The organism is Bacteroides xylanisolvens XB1A (genome assembly GCF_000210075.1).
Classification (GTDB): Bacteria; Bacteroidota; Bacteroidia; order Bacteroidales; family Bacteroidaceae; genus Bacteroides; species Bacteroides xylanisolvens.
On record NC_021017.1, the window covers coordinates 464,357 to 466,539 of the forward strand.

The 2,183-nt window shown below is 34.5% G+C and carries 3 protein-coding genes; all 3 read right to left on the reverse strand.

Going from position 1 to position 2,183, the window contains the following annotated elements; genetic code table 11:
- On the reverse strand, positions 1 to 266 hold a 266-nt coding region (locus BXY_RS01870), incomplete at its 3' end, for an RloB domain-containing protein (protein ID WP_208946906.1).
- Between the two features lie 3 nt (positions 267 to 269).
- Positions 270 to 1,490, reverse strand: coding sequence for an AAA family ATPase (locus tag BXY_RS01875; protein WP_015531081.1), 1,221 nt, complete (start codon positions 1,488 to 1,490; stop codon positions 270 to 272).
- A 223-nt stretch (positions 1,491 to 1,713) separates the two neighbouring features.
- A partial coding sequence (locus BXY_RS01880) for a hypothetical protein (protein ID WP_208946716.1) occupies positions 1,714 to 2,183 on the reverse strand: 470 nt, incomplete at its 5' end.

A 2,183-nucleotide genomic window follows, 5' to 3' on the forward strand; every position in this document is an offset into this window, starting at 1 on the left:
ACCCAATTCTGATTATATGTTCGTCCCTTTAGCTTTTCCTGCTCTTTTATATGGATAGCCTTGTGTACTAATGCCAATGTTCCCATACCTTGACCAAGTGCCTTCACATTGGCAGAAGTCAAACGAAAAGCGTTGAAATAATCAGGTTCGGTATTAACTCCTTCGCAAATAATCAGAAATGTTTGTTTCACCTCACGTACACTACTGATACGGGTTATCTTTCTTTCGATACGCGGATTTATATTTTTCCTTTTTGTAGCCGTCATGGTTTAATTTTCTTGGGTATTAAACAAGCGGGTTAAATCTCCAACAATTGGAATTGCTCCATACTTTCCTGATAAATAATCTTTTTCAAACGAAGCATCATTACGTACTTTATACTCTGCCAATGAATAAAGTTCGGTTGCACCATAGCGGTCTTTTTGTGTAAACCAAACCTGATCCCGCCGGAATATATTAGCACTCAACAAATTTGTATCATGAGTAGTGAAAATTAATTGAGCATTTTGGGGATTTGTTTCTTTTGAATTAAACAAGGCAATAATTCTACATGTAAGAAGAGGATGCATTTTAGAGTCAAATTCATCTATTATAAGACGCTTTCCATTATCCAAAGCATCAATGATAGGGTATGCCAGAGAAAAATACTTTATTGTACCTTCCGATTCATTTTTCCTGAATGGGAAAGTAATAGTTTTGACTTCATGACCTTCCTCGTCATATTGCGTATGTGTACTCACAATAGCATTATCAATTTTTTCAATATTTTCAATACCTAAATCAGCATAACGGGAAAACTCTACAATTCTCTGTTTCATTTTGATATCATCCAGTTGGATAGTTGCTGTATTCCATATTTTTTCATCGTTAGAACCTGAAATAATAGTGGTATCATTCAACCATTTCATTATCTCTACTGCTGTCGGATCATTGAATTGTGCCGCAACAGAAAGCAATAATGCATTTGCCCTTACCATTCGTTTACCTGCAAGTTCTTTACCAACGACAAACTTAGTATGAATATCAAAATTATCTTTTTCCCGATAGAATAATTCAATTTCCTTAGCTCTCTTTTTATTGGCTTTTTGATAAAGCCATTCCGAATGTACCAATGAATTATCAGCTTCAAATCCATAACGATATTGGTTATCTTCATCACAGAATATTGCTTCAAAATAACTTGGTTCGTTCGCAGTAAGTGAGTTTAACCGGAAACTTTCTATATTAACACGTTCGCCTGCTTGAATATCCTTCGATGAATTTATCACATACCACTTAAAGAACTCCAGTGCCTTTATAAAATTAGATTTACCTGATGCATTAGCACCATAGACTACCGCGCTCTTCATTAATGATAATCCGGAAGTCCCTACATTAAAGATTATATCTTCAGCCGGAACCTGTATTTCTTTCAAAGCTGATGCTACTAATGACAATGTAGACTGTTCTTTGAAAGATAGAAAATTTCCTATTGTGAATTGAATAATCATATCTTAATTGCTTTATTCGAGATTTTATCACAAATATACTGTTTATTTTATGATATAAGGATATGTATTAGGCAAATTATATTATTTTATGTCTAATAACATACATTCCCGCTTTTAAAGAAAAAAATATCCCATCCTATATCAGCACGATAGTAAGAGGTGCAATTAGCATAGTATATCACGTTTCCTTATAGAATATTAAATCAAAATCAATATACTTTCATTATAGCTTTATAGCTTTTTCTTCTTTCACCAACTTCCTCCATCTTTGAAATGCCCTCATCAGAGTTTCTTCCTGTACCAGTCCTACCATTTCGTAGTGCTCTACGAATTGTTCTATTGACTTTTTAAACATCACTCCTTTATTAAACTTATTATCCAATAGAAAAGAGTATAATTCCGCTTTCATCTCCGTTTCTATTTCCTTTTCTATAATCAATGCACTATCGTTTCCGATATAGTTATAGACTTCCGGATTCTTCCCATTACGCGGTTTGGGCAGTACAAAGCAAATATTTCCAATTTCTTTCCATGAAGTATTTTGCGGATGAGGGACAGATAGTTGATGAAGGAAGTGATAAACTGGAGTAATGTGGGAGAGATGGATAGGGATAAGTCGTTTGGCAGAAGAAGGAGAGGAGGAATGAGACTGGTTCTCTGGATCGGGTTCTAAACTTTGTCGATATCGGACAT

Coding starts and splice junctions, on each gene's coding strand:
- BXY_RS01875 (WP_015531081.1), bottom strand. CDS start 1,490: ATGATTATTCAATTCACAATAGGAAATTTTCTATCTTTCAAAGAACAG.